This is a genomic window from Ahrensia sp. R2A130 (assembly GCF_000179775.1).
GTDB lineage: Bacteria > Pseudomonadota > Alphaproteobacteria > Rhizobiales > Rhizobiaceae > Pseudahrensia.
In genome coordinates this window covers 361,440-379,109 of sequence record NZ_AEEB01000022.1, presented here as the reverse complement: position 1 = coordinate 379,109, position 17,670 = coordinate 361,440, and the positions used below count along the sequence as shown (strand labels likewise).

Genomic DNA, 17,670 nt, shown 5'->3' with positions numbered 1-17,670 from the left:
ATGAATTTTCTCGACCAGTTGCGCGAGGCGGTGCCACCTCATGCGATCACGGACCTATCCGATGAAATGGCACCGCATCTCAGCGACTGGTTGAACCGCTATCACGGGCGCGCCCTTGCGGTACTGAAACCGGCCACCACGCAAGAAGCGGCGCGCATGGTGGCATTGTGCCAAGCCCATCGCGTGCCGGTATTTCTGCAAGGGGGGAATACCGGATTGGTGGGTGGCTCCGTGCCGGACGAAACCGGCGATGGCGTGGTGTTATCCACCGCCCGCATGACCACGATTCAACCGGCTGATACCGCCAACCGCAGCATCACTGCACAGGCCGGTGCAACGCTTTCTGCGGTGAAAGCAGCGGCTGATGATGCGGGCTTGCGCCTGCCCGTGGCGCTGGGGTCTGAAGGCACGGCGCAAGTTGGCGGGTTGATCGCCACCAATGCGGGCGGCTCCCACGCCATGCGCTTTGGCATGATGCGCGACCTCGTAGTGGGGCTGGAAGTGGTGCTGCCGGACGGCTCTGTCGAAAGCGATTTGCGCCCTTTGCGGAAGAACAATTTCGGGCCGGACCTGTCCGGCATCTTCGTGGGCACAGAGGGCGCATTCGGACTTGTAACGGCAGCGACGCTTTCGCTGGTGGACCGGCCTGGCGCACTCGTTTCGTGTTTGTTGGGGTTGGATGAACTCGCAGCACTGCCCGATCTGCTGGCGCGGGCGCATGAACGCTTCGGGGCCGGTTTCGAGCGGCTGGAATTCATGGGCAAGGCGGGCATCACCATGGCGCTAAAACATGTGCCTGCCGCACGTCAGCCGCTTGAAGGCGACTGTGCGTGGACACTGTTGCTGGAGGTGGCAGGCCGTGACGAGGACAAAGTACGCGTCGACCTTTTGGACTTTCTGGAAGAGCTTTTCGAAGGCGGTATCGTCGGCGATGGCACGATTGCAGAAAGCCTGTCGCAGGGCGAAGCGTTCTGGCTGCTGCGCGAGGCGGTGGTGGAAGGGCAGCGGCTAGCAGGGCCGCAATTGAAGCATGACATCGCGGTTGCCGTGTCCGATCTGCCAGGTTTCATCATTGATATGACGCAGAGGGTGGAGAGCCGTTTTGCGGGATGCACGGTGAACGCCTTCGGCCACGCGGGCGATGGCAATGTGCATTTCAACATCTCCATGCCCGCCTATGATACGGTACGCGATGCTGAAATTTCTGCGATGATCTATGATGGCGCGGACGCTATGGGCGGCACGGTGGCTGCCGAACACGGCATCGGGCGCACCAAGCGCGAGCGTTTCCGCGCGCAGGCATCGCCTGCCAAGCTGGCCTTGCTGGACGCGATGAAGGACAGTCTCGACCCACAACGCCTGTTCAACCCGCATATTCTGTTTGCCCAAAACGAGGGAACCTCTCCATGAGCATCAATGCCGATGTCGAACACTGGGCAGTGAACAAATCTGCCCTGCATCACGCGGGCGGAGTGGTCGCCGCACAGCACCATCTGGCTGCAAAAGCGGGTGGCGATGTTCTGGCGCGGGGCGGCAATGCGGTTGATGCGGCCATAGGTGCCGCGCTGGCGCTCGGCGTCGTCGAACCATGGATGTGCGGGCTGGGCGGCAGCGGTGCGATGACAATATGGCTGCAGGCGGAAGGCCGCGCGGTCACACTCGATTTTCAAGGCGTGCTGGCCGCCGCCACCCGCACGGAAGATTATCCGCCCAACCCCGATGCGCCCATCACGCTGATGGGTTTTCCCACCGTGCGCGACAATGCCAATGTGGAAGGCTATCGCTCGATCACCGTGCCGGGGGCGGCTGCCGGTTTCGACCACGCTGTCACGCGATACGGCACGATGAGCCTGGCCGACATCGCAGCGCCTGCGGTCGTCATGGCGCGCACCGGCATCGCGTCGGACTGGTTCACCTGTTTGCAATCGTCGCTGATGATGGCGGTGCTGCGACATGATGATGTGTCGAGCAAGATTTACCTGCCGGACGGCGCGCCGATATTGCCGGAAGGGCGGCTGTTCATTCCGGGCCTTGCCGACACGTTGCAGGCCTATGCCGACGGTGGCGCTGATGCGTTTTATCGCGGCGATCTTGCAGCGCGCATCGTCGCTGATCTTCAAGCCGGTGGTTCGACCATAACGGGTGAAGATCTTGCCGCTTATACAGTTACAGAAGAAGCTGCCCGTAGCGCTGAACATCGCGGCGCTGTGGTACACACACCGGGGGTCACCAGTGGCGGCGAACGGATGCGCGATGCGCTCGCTTACATAGCTGAACATATGCCCCTAAATGGTTCAGGGCCAAGCCATGTGGACGCGCCCGAAACATGGACGACCTATGCCGACGCGCTGGACGCCGCATGGCGCAAGCACAACATCCGCATCGGCCGCGTCACAGAACAGGGCTCGTGCACCTCGAACCTTTCTGCCGTGGACCGTGATGGCAATATGGTGGCGCTCACCCACACATTGCTGAACCGCTTCGGCTCCGGCGTCACACTGCCCAAGACGGGGCTGCTGATGAACAATGCCGTCTCCTATTTCGACCCGCGCCCCAGCTTCCCCACCACGATGGAGGGCGGCAAGCGCATCAATGCGTCCAACATTTGCCCCATGGTCGCCAGCCGCGACGGCAAGGGGTTGTTCGCGCTGGGTGCGTCCGGCGGCAACCACATCATGCCTGCCGTTACGCAGGTGGCCGCGCAGATGTTGGATTTCGGCTCTACGCTGGAAGAGGCCATGAACCACGCCCGCATCGATGCGTCCGACCGTGGCTCCACCCGCGTCGACCCTGCGCTTGGTGCGAAGGTCGTTGAGAAATTGCAGGAGCGCGGACCGGTGGAGCTGGCGCAACGCCTGACCTTCCCGAAACTCTACGCCTGCGTTTCAGGCGTTGCCCGAGATGATGATGGCGGTTGGTGCGGGTTGAACGATCCCTCACAACCCGTTGGTGGTAGCGCCGGGCCGGAGCGGTTGGAGTGGGATGAAGACGCCACCACCGCAACCGCATCCGTTCGGGCCTGACAATCAACCCGGGGGGGTCGTGCGGTAAAAGCGCGTGGTCTCGCTGTTGGCGGCGCAAAAATCTGCCGCCGCATTCTGCGCGAGTTTCAACACACGCCGCACCAGTGCCTCACGCTGTCGGGAGACATGGGAGCAATAGATCGTCAGCGGCGTAATCTTCTCTTCCGCCGGAACATGCACCAGGCGCCCGCTGCTGATGTCGTCTTGTACCACGGCCAGCGGAATGGCCGACATGCCGTAACCCTGCCGCAACATATCGCAGATCGTGGGCAACGAATTGGCAAAATGCCGCCCGCCGGATTGCGTGGATGATGTGGTCAGGATCGACTGCACCGGCGAGTAAAGCGGCGATGTTGGCGGATAGAGAACGAGGTCGGATTTCCGCAGTTGCGACACCGTCAACGGCTTGCCGTCTGCAGGCGCAAAATTGGGTGCACCCACCCAGCCGATTTCAAAATCCATACCGAAATCGCGGGTCGATGTTTCCTCGTGGGGCAGGGCGGACAGGAAGGCCAGATCGACGGTGCCGCTTTGAATATCGCGGGAAATCTGCACGTTGGACCCCACGGTGAATTCCAGCGAGATATCCGGCTCGTCGCGGGCGGCAACCAGCAGCCGCTCGCCCCAGCAGGTGGAGGCCGGGCCAACCATCGCAACACGCACCTGCGTTTTGCTATCGCGGCGCACGGTTTCCAGCATACCGTCGCGCAGCAGCAGCATTTGCTCGGCATGGTCGGCCACTTCCAGCCCCAGCCGTGTAAAGCCCAAGCCGCCCGGTGTGCGGTCGATCAACCGTGCGCCCAGCATCTCTTCCATGGTGGCCAGGCGCGCAGAGATTGCGGGCTGCGTGACCGATATGCGGTCAGCCGCCTTTTGGTAATTACCAAGCTGGCGAACCCAGTACAGCGCTTCGAGTTGTTTGAAATTGATCATGCTGCCTCCGCCCTTAGAGCATCAGAATAATTGATTTAAGGCAAAGAAAATTTTGGTTTGCTACCGGCGCATCGCTTGTCCACGCTCGGCATCAACACTCATGTTGGACGATGCACCCGTGAACCCACGCACAAAAGACAAGCTGTTGAACATCCGCACACGCATGGCGGCGGGCGAGCCGTTGCAGGCGGCTTGGCTGTTCATGGGCTGCCCGATCGCAGCGGAAGTGGTGGCGCACGGCCCGTTCGATTTCCTCATCCTCGACACCGAACATTCCCCCAACACCAACGAAAGCCTCTACGGCCAGTTGCGCGCTTGCGATGCGTGCGAAATGCCCGTGGTGGTGCGGGTGCCGGAAGTTTCCCCGTCGCTTATCAAACTGGCGCTGGATGCCGGTGCAGCGGGCATCGCCGTGCCGGATATGCGCCATGCCGATGAAGCCGCGAAGCTGGTGCAACACATGCGCTATTCGCCTGCGGGCCGCCGCGGCACGCACCGTGTGGCGCGCGCTGCCGGTTACGGTTTCGACTGGGCGTCTTATGTCAACGAGGTCGCGCCGGCATTGCTGTCCATCGCCTTGATCGAAAGCGCGCAAGGGGTGGAAGCCACCCCCGCCATTGCGGCGACAGAAGGCATAGATGCCGTGTTCATCGGCGCGGTCGACTTGGCCGCAGACCTCGGCCATTTGAACGATATGGGCCACGCTGATGTTGCGACCGCGCTTGCCCGTATAGAAGAGGCGGTTGCCGCATCGCCTGCTGTGCTCGGCGGTCTGGCCGGGTCCGTCGCACAGGCGAGGGAGAAAGTGGCGCGGGGTTATGGCATCACATCCGTAGGGTCAGACCTCGTGTGGCTGCGCGATAAGGTGATGACTGTGGCCAAAGAAATGGCCGCATCATGAGCGGCCACCACGATGTCACCCCGCAGGTGGAGAAACGCTCCGGCCGGTTCTACCTTGCCAATATCGAACTCTCCATCGCTATGGCGATCCTGCTCGGCTTTCTCATTCTGTGTTCGTTGCAGGTGGTGTCACGCTTCGTGTTCAGCCTGCCCTTCACATGGACGGAAGAGCTGACCGCAGCGCTCGTGATCTGGATGACATTCCTCGGCGCGATTGCGGTCGAACGTCGCGACAGCCAAATCCGCGTGGAGCTTGTGCGCGAGATTTTCAGCCCCCGCGTGGTGGCCGTCATCTACGGCATTTTCGATCTCATGATTATCGCTTGCCTGATCGCGATGATGATTGGCGGTTATCACACCCTATCGGAAACCTCGTATCAGAAGACACCGGCGCTCGGCATATCGTTCAACCTCATCACCGCAGCGGTGCCGCTGGCGGCGGTGCCACTTTTGTTCTTCGTGGTCCGCAACGGCTTGCGCCGCTTTCGCGACGGCTGGGCCCATAAAGGCGGAGCTGAGTGATGGGCGATCCGTTCACAATTTTCATCATCGGTGTCTCGATCATCCTCATCATCATCGGGCTGCCCATCGCCTATGCGATGATTGCGTGTTCGCTGATCTTCATCATCGTCAACCAGCTACCACTGTCGTTGATGGTGCATGAACTGGCCCTGTCGCTGAATTCGTTCACGCTGCTTGCCATTCCGCTGTTCATGTTTGCGGGAAAGCTGATGACGGTGTCAGGTATTTCCGATCGCATTTTCGATTTTTGCAATCAACTGGTGGGCCGCGTTCCCGGCGGACTGGGCCACGTCAACATCACCTCGTCGCTGGTCTTTGCCGGTATGTCCGGCTCCATGCTGGCCGATGTCGCTGGGCTGGGGGAGATCGAATATAAATCCATGACGCGACAGGGTTACGATCCAGAATTCACCGCTGGTGTGACATTGGCATCCGCCTCCATCGGGCCAATCCTGCCGCCGTCATTGCCGATCGTGCTTTATGGTGTGGCCGCTGGCACGTCGATTTCCGGCATGTTTTTAGGCGGCATCCTGCCGGGCTTTCTTATCGCGTTTTCGCTGATGGTCTATGTCTACTGGGTGGGCAAGCGGAAGGGCTACAAATCGGACAGTTGGGGCGGATGGCGCGCTTTGGGCCACGCTTTCCTGCGGGCATTGCCGCCCCTGTTCGCCCCGTTCCTCATCGTCGGCGGCATGGCGTTCGGCTGGTTTTCGCCGACTGAAGCTGCAACCGTTGCCGTGCTCTACGCGCTGTTCATCGCTGCCGTGATCTATCGTTCGCTCGGCATCCGCGAAATGCTGTCGGCGCTGGAAGAGGTGGCGCTGTCTTCTGCGCGGCTGCTCTTCGTCATCGCCTCCGCCTTTCTGTTCGGCTGGGTCGCCACCTTCGGGCAGGTGCCGCAAATGCTGGCCGCCACCATTGCCGAACACATCCACTCCGCTGCCGTGTTTTTGCTGGTGGTCATCGTGGTGAACATCATTTTGGGCGCTATCCTTGAAAACGCTATTCCGCTGCTCATTCTTGGCCCCATGCTGGCCCCGATTGCGGAAAACCAGTTCGGCCTCGACCCCATCCATTTCGGTGTGGTGCTGGTGTTCAACATCATGCTGGGCCAGTTCACGCCGCCCATCGGGCTGGCGCTGTTCGTGATGAGCGACATTACGGGGTTCCGCGTTTCGCGGCTGTTTCGTGCGGTGGCGCCCTTCCTTGTGCCGCTCGTCATCTCGCTTCTGCTGATGGCCTACATTCCGCAGATCATCCTCTTCATCCCCCGCCTTGCGGGTTTCTAAAGCAACCAAAATCCAAACGGGAGAACGACCATGAAACCGATCAAATTAGCCCTCGCCACCGCAATCGGCGCATTGATGACAGCGCAAGCATTTGCAGCAGACGTGACCCTTCGCATGGCCCATGTGCTGCGTGAAGGCGATCCGGCTTTCATCACGGCAGAAGCCTTCAAACAAGAAGTCGAATCCGCCACCGAAGGCCGCGTTGCCATCCAGATTTTCCCTGCCGCACAGTTGGGCAACAACCGCAAACTGTTTGCGCAAATCCAGTCCGGCGCGATCGACGTATCATTCACGCCCTACAACATGCTGTCAGAAATCGAACCGGCGTTGAACGTCACCGCTGCCGGTTTCATGTTCGATGAATGGGCGCAGATGAAATCGGTTCTGGAAGCGCCGGAGCTTGGCGCGAAGTGGAGCCAGACGCTGCTTGAAAAAGGCGGGCTACGCATCCTGTCGCCGTTCTTTTACGGCACGCGAAACCTCACCACCACCGACACGCCGGTGAGCAAGCCTTCCGATCTTGCAGGCAAGAAAATCCGCGCCGTGCCAAACCCCATGTCGCTGGCCAATGTGAAAGGTCTTGGCGCTGCACCGACGCCGGTGGCGTGGCCTGAAACCTATCAGGCGTTGCGCCAAGGCACGGTGGACGGGCAGGAAAACCCGATACCCGTTCTTTACGCGGCCAAATTTTACGAGGTTCAGAAATACCTCACCAAGACCCAGCATCAGATGAGCGTGTTGCCCATTTTGGTGCGCGAAGCCTCCTACCAGAAACTGTCCGAAGCCGATCGCGCAGCCGTAGCCAGCGCTGCGGTAAAAGCGGCTGATACCGGCGTGAAAGCCATGGTGGACTTCACCAAAAATCTGGAAGCCGATCTGAAAGCCAAGGGCATGACCATCGTGGAACTGTCCGATGACGAGCGTGCCGTCTTCCGCGATTCCGTCCGCAAAGTTTTGATGGAAGAGGTGGACGGCAGCGCCATTCCCGACGGCGTGATTGCCGCCGTGGAAGCGCATATCGGCAAAGGCAACTAAGCGCGGTGAGCATCGCTGTTTATCTGCCGAACCCGGAGCGGCGCGCCTGGTGGGTCGACCATCTGGGCGGCCTGCTGCCGGACCATGAAGTGCTGGATTACGAGGCGGTGACCCGACCGGGCGATGTGCATTACGCTGTAGCTTGGAAACCACCGACCGGCTGGGTGGCGGGCTTTCCCAACGTGAAAGCCTGCATCTCTATCGGTGCGGGTATTGACCATATCGCGGCCGATACGGACTATCCCGCAGATGTTCCCGTGCTGAAAACCAAAGGCACGGATCTTACGCAGCGCATGTGCGAATATGTGATGCTGCATGTGTTGCGCCATCACCGTGAACTGCCGCGCCTTGAAAAGGCGAGCAGGGAAGGGCGGTGGGATCAGGTGATGACACCAACCGCGCAGAACCGCCGTGTGGGCGTCATGGGTCTGGGTGAACTCGGCCGTTCTGCGGTCACCGCGCTCATCGCCATGGGGTTCGATGTTGCAGGCTGGTCACGCTCCGGCGCGCAGGTTGTAGGCATGACGTCATATGCGGGTAGCGACGCCCTGCCTGACTTTTTAGCCCGCACCGAAATTCTGGTCTGTCTGCTTCCGCTGACGCCGGAAACCGAAGGCATTTTGAACCGCAAGAACCTGTCGCAAATGCCGCAGGGAGCCAAAATCATCAACTGCGCCCGCGGGCCGCATCTGGTGGATGCCGATCTGCTGGCGCTCCTCGACAGCGGCCATCTGGCAGGTGTGACGCTGGACGTCTTTCATCAGGAACCATTGCCCACGGACAATGCGCTGTGGGGCCGTAACGATATTCTCATCACCCCGCACATCGCCTCTCTCGTCGACCCTGTATCCGGCGGAAAGGTCATCGCCTCCAACATCTGCAAGTTCGAAAATGGTGAAGATGTGCCGGACGCGACGTTTGTCTCGAAGGGATACTGATGGTCGGAAGGAGACATCGTGGACACCACGATACATCCTGAAAGAAGATGTTCAGTAGGTTGAACTCATACCTAAGAACCGTTTTTGACACGAGACAATGTGCACAGAATTGATTCGAATGCAGTCTATGACCTGCTTTGGAATGGGCGGAGCAAGGACCGCAATTCGGAAACTGCCGAAATAGTGGAGCCAGGCGCACAAACGTTCAAGTTTGCGTGGTGGGAGTAGCTTGCTGCATTTGTGACTTAACCCATGGACGGGTGAAGCGTTCAATGCACTCTAGTGGTGTCTTCGAACTTGAAGTAATGGATCAACGCCATCGGTTTGCTGCTTCCCACACCAACAGTTTCACAACCACCGACCATAGTCGGAAACGAGCAAATGACGTGGCGGCTCGTCTTCTTCGATTTCGGCGAAACGGCCTATGGGTTGTTCGAAGATGTTGTCGGTGTGGTCGTCGTTGACGGTGGAGACTTCGCCGATCAGAACATCACCGCCTTCGCCCCAGAATTTGTGCCAGTTGCCTGCCATCAGCGTGACGCTCTCTCCCGGTGCCAGATGGATGGTGCCGCCCGGCTGGAACTCGCGGCGGATACCGTCTGAGTAAACGATGACGGATTTTTTCTGGTCGATATGTCCGTCCGCATCACTTTCAAACATCTCGATAGCAAGGGTCGCTCCGCCGCGGTTGATGATATCTTCTGCTTTCACGATGTGACGGTGCATCGGGGAAATCTGGTCCTTCCGCGAAATCATGATCTTCTCGGCATAAGCCATGCCGCCGCCAGCTTGAAGATCGGATAGGCGACCATTTCTCGTGGTGAAGAGGAACAGACCCATCGTGTCGAATTGCCCCGCGCCATAATCGGTAATGTCCCATCCTAGGCGGGCATCGACGATGCCATCGATTTCTGCGCGTCGTGCCCTCATTTCGTCCGGCGACCAGTAGGCGAAAGGTGGCAGGACGAAACCGTGTGACCGGATAAAAGCGTCGGCGTCATGAATAATGGCGTTGATGCGCGAACGTTTCATTGTGCGTGTTTCTCCGATTGCGTTTCTAGCCATTGATCCACTTCGGCACGGTGCGGAATGCTGTTTGCTGCGCCTGCGCGGGTAACGTGGAGGGCTGCGGTGGCCGAGGCGCGAAACATCGCGTCGTGATAGGTTGCACCGCTATCGAGCGCTGCAATGAAAGTGCCGATATACGTGTCACCCGCGCCGGTCGTGTCCGCGGCTTGAACCTTGTGGGCAGACACATAAAGCGGTTCGGCTTGTGGGGCGAAGTAAGTGGCACCGGCAGACCCTGCCGTCACCAGTCGCTGAATCTCGTCGAGCCGTGTGGGGTCGATGTTGGAAGTTGAAAGCTGCTGCATTTCTGTTTCGTTGAGCACGATCAGGTTCACCAACGGCACCATCTGCTTGGCGATATCAGCGTCGTACGGTGCCGCTGACCAGATGATTTTCATGCCCCGTTCTCGACCGGCAGCCGCGAAAGCGGCGGTATCGTTGGTCTCGTTTTGCAACACCAGCGTGTCGGACGTCGATGCGCTGGATAATGCACGATCAATCCATGCGTGGTCGAGCATACCGTTTGCGCCGGTTTCCAAGGTGATGGCGTTTTCGCCTGCATCATCGACCTGAATGATCGCCTGTCCGGTGAGGATATTGTCCAGCACCGCAATGTGTTTCGTATCGACGCCGAAAGATTGCATCTGCGCCAACTGCGGACGTCCGTCTGTTCCAACTGCTCCGATGTGCACAACCGCAGCACCGGCACGGGCTATCGCCACGCTTTGGTTCGCGCCTTTGCCACCGAGTTGGCGGGTCACGCTTGTTGCGGCAATAGTCTCTCCAGGCGCAGGCAGATGCGGTACGCGAAAGGTCGTGTCGATGTTGATCGAACCGATATTGTAGATTGTCACGATGGCGCTTTCATTCGTTCATCACGCCGGAACGGTGTCCGGCGTCATCGCGCCCGTCATCAACGCCACAGCATCCGACATGGTGTATTCTTTCGGGTCCACGACGCAGAGCCGTTTGCCGAGACGGTGGACATGGATGCGGTCAGCGACCTCGAAAACGTGGGGCATGTTGTGTGAAATGAGCACGATCGGGATGCCCCGCGAGCGCACGTCCTGAATGAGATCGAGAACGCGGCGGCTCTCTTTCACGCCGAGCGCTGCGGTCGGTTCGTCCAGAATGACAACACGGGAACCAAAGGCTGCCGCTCGTGCCACGGCTACGCCCTGCCGTTGCCCGCCAGACAATGTCTCCACTGCCTGATTGATGTTCTGGATCGTAAGCAGTCCGAGTTCGGATAGCTTTTCACGCGCGATTTCTTCCATTCGCTTGCGGTCCAGCTTGCGGAACACGGAGCCCAAAATACCGGGATGGCGCAACTCGCGACCCATGAACATGTTGTCGGCAATCGACAGGGCAGGCGACAGGGCAAGGTTTTGATACACCGTTTCGATACCCGCATCGCGGGCCATCTGCGGTGCGGTAAAATGGACGGGTTTGCCTTCCAACAGCACCTCGCCCCCATCGGGAACAATGGCACCCGACACGGCTTTCACCATGGTGGATTTACCGGCTCCGTTATCGCCAATCACGGCGAGAATTTCGCCCTCGTGCAAATCGAAATCAGCACTGTCCAGCGCGGTGACGCGGCCGTAGCGTTTGACGAGATTGCGGCCCTGCAGAACCGGCTTCGTGTAATCGGGCGCGGTCATGCTGATACCTTTCTGATCCACTGGTCCACCGCAACGGCGGAGATGATGAGAAGGCCGATCAGCAGATAGGTCCATTGCGGGTCCGTGCCGATGAGGCGCAGACCAAGCGAGAAGACGCCGACTATCAACGCACCGAACAACATACCGAGAATGGAACCACGCCCGCCGAACAGCGATATGCCGCCGATCACCACCGCTGTGATGCTTTCGATATTGGCGAATTGCCCAGCTGTGGGCGATACCGAGCCGATCCGCCCGATAAGCGCCCAGCCTGCAAAGGCGCAGATAAGACCGGCGGTCACATAGACGGAAATAAGCGTGCGTTTGACGCGTATGCCGGACAGTTCGGCAGCCTCGGGATCATCGCCGATCGCATAGACGTGGCGGCCCCATGCGGTGTTGGCGAGCACATATGCCAGCACAGCAACGAGCACCACGAACCCGATCACCCCATAGGTGAAGACGGCCCCGCCAATGCGTATCTTCTCTCCGAAGAATTGCAGGATAGGTGCCGCTGCCGCGATATCCTGACTGCGGATGGTTTCGTTGGAACTGTAGAGGAAATTGGTCGCCAGGATGATCTGCCACATGCCCAGCGTCACGATGAACGGGGGCAACCGCACGATGGCAACCAGAACGCCGTTGATGAAGCCGCAGAATGCCCCGACAGCCAGACCACAAATAACGGCAAGCTCCGGCGGTAGCCCGTAGCGGAAAGTGAATTGCCCCATCACCACCGATGACAACACCATGATGGCACCCACCGATAGGTCGATACCCGCTGTCAGGATGATGAGCGTTTGCGCGGCACCGACGATGCCGACGATGGCAACCTGTTGCAAAATGAGCGTAAGCGCGAAGGGCGAAAAGAATTTCGATCCCAATAACAGACCGAACACCACGAGCGATGCGACCAGCACGATGAGGGGGACCAATGCCGGGTAGGAATGCAGCACATGCTGCACCGTTTCTACCGGCGACCGACGGCCTGTCGTAAACGAAGCCACACGGTTGTCGCTGCCTTTCAGCACGCTGTCGTAGTCATCATCCTTGCCTGCCATAGGCTTTCTCCCAAATGCCGTTCGCCTAACCGGTCGCAGGCTTCATGCCTATCTCGTCACAGGTCGGTTGATATGAAAAGGGGCGACCTGTGCCGCCCCTTTCGCAAATCGTGTTAGTGGCCTTAGCCCCAGCACAATTCCTTGCCCTTGACAGTGTCGATGGACTCCACGCCGTCAGCAGGTTTGTCGGTTACCAGCGCGACGCCGGTATCGAAGAAATCCTTGCCTTCGGTGGGCGCGGGTTTCGTGCCGTCCTTGGCGAAGGCTGCAATGGCTTCGATGCCTTTGGATGCCATGAGCAGCGGGTACTGCTGTGAAGTTGCGCCAATGACGCCGTCCTTCACGTTGGCCACGCCCGGGCAACCGCCATCGACGGAAACAATCAACACATCGCCTTCGCGGCCAACGGCCTTCAGCGCTTCATAGGCACCGGCTGCGGCTGGTTCGTTGATCGTATAGACGACGTTGATTTCAGGGTCTTTGGTGAGAAGATTCTCCATCGCTGTGCGACCGCCTTCTTCGTTGCCTGCGGTCACATCGTTGCCGACGATGCGGGCATCATCTTCATCACCCCATTTGGACACATCTTTCACATCGATGCCGAAGCCGGTGAGGAAGCCCTGGTCACGCAGCACGCCGACGGACGGCTGTGACACGGCGAGGTCGAGCATGGCGATCTTGGCGTTGGCGGCTTCGTCACCCAACGTGGCAGCAGCCCATTTGCCAATCAGTTCACCGGCGAGAAAATTGTCCGTGGCGAACGTGGCGTCTGCGCTGTCGATAGGTTCCAGCGGTGTGTCGAGAGCGATGACCAGAATACCGGCATCGCGGGCTTGCTGAACGGCTGGCACGATGCCTTTCGTATCGGATGCGGTGATGAGAATGCCTTTGGCACCATCGGCGATGCAGGTTTCGATTGCTGCGACCTGGCTTTCGGAATCGCCGTCGATCTTACCGGCATAGCTTTTTAGCGTGATGCCTAGCTCTTCTGCCTTGGCGGTCGCGCCTTCCTTCATTTTCACGAAGAACGGGTTGGTGTCCGTTTTGGTGATGAGGCAGGCCGATGTTGCGTGCGCATCGGCCATTGCTGCGGTGGACATTGCGCTGAGGGCCAGACCGGCCAGCGTTGAAGTGATGAGTGTGGTCTTCATGGTTTCTCTCCCGTTTAATGTCACGAACGAGCCTCTTTTGTGCCCGTGCGGACCCTTTCCTGTCATCACCAACGAGGGCGCGTCAATAAATAAATTCAACTGATTTAATAATTTTTGGCAATGCGGTCGCGATTTGCCGCGCGCTGTAAGACTGGTTAGGAAGCCACTATGGAACCGCTCGATAACGTACACCCCTTCACGCCAGCGACTGCCAAGCGCGGGGTAAAGCGCGGTGGTGGGTCGAACCAGATGCGGGTGGGTGCCTATAACGAGCGGCTGGTTCTGTCGCTGGTTCGCCGCCGTGGCGCCATGTCGAAATCGGAAATCGCCCGTCATTCCGGCCTGTCGGCGCAGACAGCCTCTGTTATTGTTCGGGCCTTGGAAGACAACGGCCTGCTGCTGCGTGGAGAGCGCCAGCGCGGTGGCGTCGGGCAACCGTCGGTGCCGATGCGGATCAATCCACGTGGCGCATTTTCTATCGGTCTGAAGATCGGTCGCGGCAGTGCGGATGTGGTGCTGATCGACTTCGTGGGGCGTGTTGTGGACCGCGCGCGTTTGGTGTTCGAATATCCGCGCCCCGACGACATCAAGTCATTTGCCATAACATCCATCTCACAATTCCGCTCTCGCCTCACGGCGGACCAGGACGCGCGCATTGCCGGGATCGGTATTTCCGTTCCCTTCGAATTGTGGAAGTGGGCGGTGAAGGTGGGCGGTCCCGCTGACGAGATGGAGCAGTGGCAGCAGCCTGGTTTCATGGACGGTATCGAAACGGCCACCGGATTGCCCGTGCATCCCATTAACGATGCGACCTCCGCCTGCGGTGCCGAACTCGTTTTCGGCTTGGGACGGGAACTGTCGGATTTCATCTACATCTTCATCGGCACATTCGCCGGTGGTGGACTTGTGCTCAACGACACGTTGTTTCGCGGGCGCACCGGCAACGCTGGTGCACTCGGGTCGTTACCCGTGCCGCTATCTGGCGGGTCCAGCCAGTTGGGCGATCATGCTTCACTGTTCGAACTGGAGCGGATGCTCGTGGATCGCGGTCTCGATCCTGCTGCCATATGGGCGAAGCCGGACGACTGGGGCGGCGCGCGGGACGTGATCCGCCGCTGGATCGAACGGGCGGCAGAAGCTCTTGCTGTGGCCGCGATTTCCTGCTGCGCGGTGCTGGACGTGCGCCACGTCGTTATAGACGGCGCATTTCCCCCGGCCATCCGCGCACGGTTGGTACAAGCCGTCGATCAGGCGCTGGACAGGCTCGATCTCAGCGGCATAGCCCGCCCCGAACCCCGCTCCGGTACCATCGGCCCGGATGCCCGCGCCATAGGCGGCGCAAGCCAACCTCTGCTACACCGCTATCTGCTGGATCGCGATGTTCTGTTCTCTCCAGGCGAAACGGCGCAACCATGGGGATACAGCCCTTAGGGGCGTGAGCGGAGCTTTGCATTCAGCGCGAACAAGCATAAGTTCGCCCGATGGCGTTGCCTCAGGAGCATTTCTTGGGATTGAACTGACAGCCATCTAGCGTCCTGCAATGACCAATCGCTTACCCTTTCATTATTTCGAAATATCACCCGAGATCATCTGCGTGGCGATGATGATGTATGTCCGGTTTTCGCTCTCACTGCGGAATGTCGAGGATCTGCTGCACGAGCGTGGCATCGACCCAAGCTATGAAACGATATGCTTCTGGTGTAATAGATTTGGTTCTCTGTTTGTTGCCGAAATCCGTAAACGTGGCGTCCAAAAGATGTATGCCTATTCGAATTGGCGGTAGCATCTGAACGAGGTGTTTGTGGCGATTAACGGCGAGACGCACTATCTGTGGCGGGCTATAGATCACGAAGGTGAAATGCTGGAATCCTACGTCACCAAACGCCGTGATCGTAAGGCCGCATTAAAGTTCATCAGGAGATCGATGAAACGCTACGGTCGGCCACACGTCATCGTAACGGACAAGCCTCGGCCTTACGGCGCTTCGATGAAAGTCATAGGCAACGCAGTGAATGGTCACACAGAAAACTGGAATCACTCATGCATTATCGCGATGAAATCCTTGAAGTCGGGGCCTTCTATTAGCTTCAGGCCCCAGTCGTAAAATGCACGCTGGGTTATTGAGATCCGCCGGATTTCAACGAGTCCGGAATGCCGTTTGTCGGATTTCAGCAAATCCATAAGCATCAGCACGTTTGCCTCTGGACCTTCCAAAATCTGACCGAAATTCTTGCCATTGAAGGACAGTGCGCCAGTGATGTCGTGCTCGACGTTCCATACGTTTGATTTCGTGACGATCTGGTCAATAGTCTTTTGATCAACAGATGCAGATGCAGTGCTCACGTAGAATAGCCTGATCACTTGGTGTCCTCGCAATTTTTCTGAAACCTGCCAGCCAATGGCGAGCCTCATCTTAATTGGATGGATACCTCACGGACGAACCAGTCTCAAGTTATGCGTAAGCGCATCCCATGCGGCACGCTGCTAAACCAACTGAAACAATACGATATATGCCGGCTGCCTTGCCAATTCTGTTAAGAGCCGAAAACTCCTAACGCGATGTGTTGCGCTTCTTCTTCAAGACCTTTTTCAACCGGTGCTGAACGTAGTCACCGTAGCGTACCTTCCGGATTTCATCCTTCATGCGCGTGGGATTGTTCTTGAAAATGTACCACTCTCCATCGGGCTCCCGGCGTTGATAGATGCGCCGACCGGCAATATGATGGGAAAAGCAAGTCACCGCACGCGCTGAGCCGCCACCGCCATGCCAGATGGCGCGAAAGCACATTTTCCCTTTGCCGGGCAGATACCAGTTGCCCTCACCATATTTTCCTTCACGGACAGAAATGATGGAGGTGAAACGCCTCTTGCTGTTGGCCATAAAGCCCGCGCCCCGCCCCCAGATCCAGGATCTGTTATGGTAGAGCTTGAACAGTTCGTTGATCGACATTGGTCTTGCCGCTTCTGCTCGTTCAGCCACGCTTGCAGCCGAGGCTGCCCCAGTTCCCAATGCGACCGAAGCCGCCAAAAATACCGTTGCTATCAAATACCTCATTGTCGTTTCTCCCCATTTCCCATTTAGTTTGCGTAGCAGCGGCTAAAGCTGCTTGATGTTGAGTGGTTTAATTCAGAACCCTTGAGCCCACGCGCCAGTCTGGAAAACCGTAGTTTTCCGGCCACGGGTAAACTTCTTTCTGGTTGAAATAGATGACAGCGGTCAGGGCTGGAAATTCGGCGTGCTTTTGGCGCACCGTGCTTTCCCAAGCCGCAACATATGCGGTGTCGCCCACATACCCGAGCTCGGCAACAATCACTGGCTTGCCGAGACTTGCCGCCAGATCATAGCGGGGTTTGAGGATTTCCTTGAACGTTCTATCGCGACCGAATTTATCGTTATCCCACTTCTGCAGGCCGAAAATAGTTAGGCCGACAACGTCAACGTAGTCGTCTCCGGGGTAGTATTCCTTCAGGTCTTCACGCCCAAAGGGCGACCACATGTATTGCACATTTGGCGCTGTCTTTTTGCAAGTGTCGATGACTCGGCGGTAAGCTGCGATATAGGTTTCGTGATCCCAACCGGACCAGATGAATTGACCTTCGGAATCGTCCATCTCGTGACCCCAGCGAAGGGTTACGTTGCTTTTTAAATTTGCCAGACTGGAGCAGACCTGTCGGACGTTTTCATCGTAACGCCCGTTTGAAATTCCGGTCTGCAAGGCCTCGGCAGTATTCCGCTCATTTCGTGTCCATGTCCAAGGTTCGAGCGTGACCAGCAGTGAGCGTCCTCGTTCAATGGCATAGGCATCTGCAGCGGGCAGGCTGGCGAGATCGACATCTTCCCAGGGTAGAAATAGGTGTTCGATCTGCACGTCAGTGTCTGACGAGAAATCGCCTCCGGGGTCATACGCCCCGAAATTGAGAGAGCCTGGCGGGGCTGCAACAGTAACTGCGGTGAAGGTGAACACCACGGATGCTATCAGGCCGGACAGTATTTTGAATTTAACGCTTGGCATTGTGAAACGTGCGAACATTATCTAGCTCCTTCTTCGATGATCGGTGGCACAGAACCGGATGGCGCAAGGTTTG

At 58.4% G+C, this 17,670-nt stretch carries 18 protein-coding genes; 9 read left to right on the top strand and 9 right to left on the bottom strand.

Annotation, left to right across the window (positions count from 1 at the left end; all coding sequences use genetic code 11):
- Together R2A130_RS15135 and R2A130_RS15130 are read left to right on the top strand one after the other, a co-directional pair.
- Positions 1-1,410, top strand: coding sequence for an FAD-binding oxidoreductase (locus tag R2A130_RS15135; protein WP_009758691.1), 1,410 nt, complete (start codon positions 1-3; stop codon positions 1,408-1,410).
- Positions 1,407-3,023, top strand: coding sequence for a gamma-glutamyltransferase (locus R2A130_RS15130; protein WP_009758690.1), 1,617 nt, complete (start codon positions 1,407-1,409; stop codon positions 3,021-3,023). Before R2A130_RS15135 ends, R2A130_RS15130 begins: the two co-directional genes overlap by 4 nt.
- A gap of 3 nt (positions 3,024-3,026) precedes the next feature.
- Here the strand turns inward: R2A130_RS15130 and R2A130_RS15125 are convergent, their stop codons facing one another.
- Positions 3,027-3,956, bottom strand: a complete 930-nt coding sequence (locus R2A130_RS15125) for a LysR family transcriptional regulator (protein ID WP_009758689.1) — start codon at positions 3,954-3,956, stop codon at positions 3,027-3,029.
- 100 nt (positions 3,957-4,056) lie between these two features.
- Between R2A130_RS15125 and R2A130_RS15120 the strand changes: the two genes are divergently transcribed.
- From R2A130_RS15120 to R2A130_RS15100, 5 genes are read left to right on the top strand one after another with little or no spacing between them, the layout of a single operon-like run.
- Positions 4,057-4,857, top strand: coding sequence for an HpcH/HpaI aldolase/citrate lyase family protein (locus R2A130_RS15120; RefSeq protein ID WP_009758688.1), 801 nt, complete (start codon positions 4,057-4,059; stop codon positions 4,855-4,857).
- Positions 4,854-5,378 carry a TRAP transporter small permease gene (locus tag R2A130_RS17805; protein ID WP_009758687.1) on the top strand — a complete coding sequence of 175 codons (525 nt, stop codon included), beginning with the start codon at positions 4,854-4,856 and terminating at the stop codon, positions 5,376-5,378. Before R2A130_RS15120 ends, R2A130_RS17805 begins: the two co-directional genes overlap by 4 nt.
- Positions 5,378-6,667 (top strand): TRAP transporter large permease, encoded by a 1,290-nt coding sequence (locus R2A130_RS15110; protein ID WP_009758686.1) that lies wholly within the window; start codon positions 5,378-5,380, stop codon positions 6,665-6,667. The genes R2A130_RS17805 and R2A130_RS15110 overlap by 1 nt, the downstream gene beginning before the upstream one ends.
- A 30-nt stretch (positions 6,668-6,697) precedes the next feature.
- Positions 6,698-7,702 carry a TRAP transporter substrate-binding protein gene (locus tag R2A130_RS15105; protein WP_009758685.1) on the top strand — a complete coding sequence of 335 codons (1,005 nt, stop codon included), beginning with the start codon at positions 6,698-6,700 and terminating at the stop codon, positions 7,700-7,702.
- Positions 7,703-7,707: 5 nt separating this feature from the next.
- Positions 7,708-8,640: a glyoxylate/hydroxypyruvate reductase A gene (locus R2A130_RS15100; protein ID WP_009758684.1), complete on the top strand. Its 933-nt coding sequence runs from the start codon at positions 7,708-7,710 to the stop codon at positions 8,638-8,640.
- A 348-nt stretch (positions 8,641-8,988) separates the two neighbouring features.
- Here the strand turns inward: R2A130_RS15100 and R2A130_RS15095 are convergent, their stop codons facing one another.
- The 5 genes from R2A130_RS15095 to R2A130_RS15075 all read right to left on the bottom strand — a co-directional run bounded on the left by R2A130_RS15095 (position 8,989) and on the right by R2A130_RS15075 (position 13,533).
- Positions 8,989-9,672, bottom strand: coding sequence for a D-lyxose/D-mannose family sugar isomerase (locus R2A130_RS15095; RefSeq protein WP_009758683.1), 684 nt, complete (start codon positions 9,670-9,672; stop codon positions 8,989-8,991).
- Entirely contained in the window at positions 9,669-10,562 is an 894-nt protein-coding gene (locus R2A130_RS15090; protein WP_009758682.1) for a ribokinase, read from the bottom strand. The genes R2A130_RS15095 and R2A130_RS15090 overlap by 4 nt, the downstream gene beginning before the upstream one ends.
- 21 nt (positions 10,563-10,583) lie before the next feature.
- Positions 10,584-11,372 (bottom strand): ATP-binding cassette domain-containing protein, encoded by a 789-nt coding sequence (locus tag R2A130_RS15085; RefSeq protein WP_009758681.1) that lies wholly within the window; start codon positions 11,370-11,372, stop codon positions 10,584-10,586.
- Positions 11,369-12,433 carry an ABC transporter permease gene (locus R2A130_RS15080; protein ID WP_009758680.1) on the bottom strand — a complete coding sequence of 355 codons (1,065 nt, stop codon included), beginning with the start codon at positions 12,431-12,433 and terminating at the stop codon, positions 11,369-11,371. Before R2A130_RS15080 ends, R2A130_RS15085 begins: the two co-directional genes overlap by 4 nt.
- Positions 12,434-12,555: 122 nt before the next feature.
- A complete protein-coding gene (locus tag R2A130_RS15075) occupies positions 12,556-13,533 on the bottom strand; it encodes a sugar ABC transporter substrate-binding protein (protein ID WP_371179399.1) in 978 nt (325 codons plus the stop codon).
- A 219-nt stretch (positions 13,534-13,752) separates the two neighbouring features.
- Between R2A130_RS15075 and R2A130_RS15070 the strand changes: the two genes are divergently transcribed.
- On the top strand, positions 13,753-15,015 hold the full coding sequence (locus R2A130_RS15070) for an ROK family transcriptional regulator (protein ID WP_009758678.1): 1,263 nt from the start codon (positions 13,753-13,755) through the stop codon (positions 15,013-15,015).
- Positions 15,016-15,379: 364 nt separating this feature from the next.
- Positions 15,380-15,688 carry a DDE-type integrase/transposase/recombinase gene (locus R2A130_RS19155; RefSeq protein ID WP_371179397.1) on the top strand — a complete coding sequence of 103 codons (309 nt, stop codon included), beginning with the start codon at positions 15,380-15,382 and terminating at the stop codon, positions 15,686-15,688.
- Here R2A130_RS19155 and R2A130_RS15060 read toward each other — a convergent pair.
- From R2A130_RS15060 to R2A130_RS15050, 3 genes are all read right to left on the bottom strand, one after another.
- On the bottom strand, positions 15,619-15,996 hold the full coding sequence (locus R2A130_RS15060) for a BLUF domain-containing protein (protein ID WP_009758676.1): 378 nt from the start codon (positions 15,994-15,996) through the stop codon (positions 15,619-15,621). The two genes, R2A130_RS19155 and R2A130_RS15060, sit on opposite strands and share 70 nt — an antisense overlap.
- Before the next feature lie 139 nt (positions 15,997-16,135).
- The gene (locus R2A130_RS15055; RefSeq protein WP_040306117.1) at positions 16,136-16,639 is read right to left on the bottom strand and encodes a DUF995 domain-containing protein; all 504 of its coding nucleotides are present in this window, start codon (positions 16,637-16,639) and stop codon (positions 16,136-16,138) included.
- Positions 16,640-16,706: 67 nt separating this feature from the next.
- On the bottom strand, positions 16,707-17,615 hold the full coding sequence (locus R2A130_RS15050) for a glycoside hydrolase family 26 protein (protein WP_009758673.1): 909 nt from the start codon (positions 17,613-17,615) through the stop codon (positions 16,707-16,709).
- Between the last annotated feature and the right edge of the window lie 55 nt (positions 17,616-17,670).

Bases quoted from the DNA above. Each gene is read 5' to 3' on its own strand.
- R2A130_RS15135 (WP_009758691.1), top strand. From the start codon at position 1: ATGAATTTTCTCGACCAGTTGCGCGAGGCGGTGCCACCTCATGCGATC.
- R2A130_RS15130 (WP_009758690.1), top strand. From the start codon at position 1,407: ATGAGCATCAATGCCGATGTCGAACACTGGGCAGTGAACAAATCTGCC.
- R2A130_RS15125 (WP_009758689.1), bottom strand. From the start codon at position 3,956: ATGATCAATTTCAAACAACTCGAAGCGCTGTACTGGGTTCGCCAGCTT.
- R2A130_RS15120 (WP_009758688.1), top strand. From the start codon at position 4,057: ATGTTGGACGATGCACCCGTGAACCCACGCACAAAAGACAAGCTGTTG.
- R2A130_RS17805 (WP_009758687.1), top strand. From the start codon at position 4,854: ATGAGCGGCCACCACGATGTCACCCCGCAGGTGGAGAAACGCTCCGGC.
- R2A130_RS15110 (WP_009758686.1), top strand. From the start codon at position 5,378: ATGGGCGATCCGTTCACAATTTTCATCATCGGTGTCTCGATCATCCTC.
- R2A130_RS15105 (WP_009758685.1), top strand. From the start codon at position 6,698: ATGAAACCGATCAAATTAGCCCTCGCCACCGCAATCGGCGCATTGATG.
- R2A130_RS15095 (WP_009758683.1), bottom strand. From the start codon at position 9,672: ATGAAACGTTCGCGCATCAACGCCATTATTCATGACGCCGACGCTTTT.
- R2A130_RS15085 (WP_009758681.1), bottom strand. From the start codon at position 11,372: ATGACCGCGCCCGATTACACGAAGCCGGTTCTGCAGGGCCGCAATCTC.
- R2A130_RS15080 (WP_009758680.1), bottom strand. From the start codon at position 12,433: ATGGCAGGCAAGGATGATGACTACGACAGCGTGCTGAAAGGCAGCGAC.
- R2A130_RS15075 (WP_371179399.1), bottom strand. From the start codon at position 13,533: ATGTCCACCGCAGCAATGGCCGATGCGCACGCAACATCGGCCTGCCTC.
- R2A130_RS15070 (WP_009758678.1), top strand. From the start codon at position 13,753: ATGGAACCGCTCGATAACGTACACCCCTTCACGCCAGCGACTGCCAAG.
- R2A130_RS15060 (WP_009758676.1), bottom strand. From the start codon at position 15,996: ATGAGGCTCGCCATTGGCTGGCAGGTTTCAGAAAAATTGCGAGGACAC.
- R2A130_RS15055 (WP_040306117.1), bottom strand. From the start codon at position 16,639: ATGAGGTATTTGATAGCAACGGTATTTTTGGCGGCTTCGGTCGCATTG.
- R2A130_RS15050 (WP_009758673.1), bottom strand. From the start codon at position 17,615: ATGTTCGCACGTTTCACAATGCCAAGCGTTAAATTCAAAATACTGTCC.